The organism is Amphritea sp. (assembly GCF_050300915.1).
Classification (GTDB): Bacteria; Pseudomonadota; Gammaproteobacteria; order Pseudomonadales; family Balneatricaceae; genus Amphritea.
This window is the reverse complement of the sequence record NZ_JBNKYN010000252.1, coordinates 1-523: the sequence shown is the minus strand read 5'-3', so window position 1 is coordinate 523 and position 523 is coordinate 1. Positions and strand designations below refer to the sequence as shown.

General features: G+C 55.3%; 1 pseudogene. It reads right to left on the bottom strand.

Annotated features, from left to right (window positions below):
- Positions 1-523 (bottom strand): annotated as a pseudogene (locus ACQY8X_RS21215) (endopeptidase La); the annotation flags it as partial.

Sequence of the window (523 nt, the reverse complement as noted above, 5' to 3'; positions counted from 1 at the left end):
GGGAGGACCGACCAGGCAGAGGATCGGCCCCTTGATCTGCTTGACCAGCGCCTGTACGGCGAGGTACTCAAGAACCCGTTCCTTGACCTTTTCAAGACCATAGTGATCCGCATCGAGGATCGCCTCGGCCTGCGCGATATCGTGCCGGTCACGCGTCCCCTTGCGCCAGGGGAGCGAAAGTAGCCATTCGATGTAATTGCGCACCACCGTTGCTTCAGCCGACATCGGAGACATCATCTTGAGTTTGCGCAGTTCCTGCCGTGCCTTCTCTGTTGCCTCGGAGGACATCTTTTTCTTTTCGATCTGCTCTTCAAACTCGGCAATTTCCTGCTTGAACTCGTCCTTCTCTCCTAGCTCCTGCTGAATGGCGCGCATCTGCTCATTGAGGTAGTACTCTTTCTGACTGCGCTCCATCTGCGTCTTGACCCGACTGCGGATCCGACCCTCGATCTGCAGGATTTCAATTTCCTGCTCAAGAAATTCCAGCAACTTTTCCAGGCGCAAAGCGACATCCAGCTGCTCA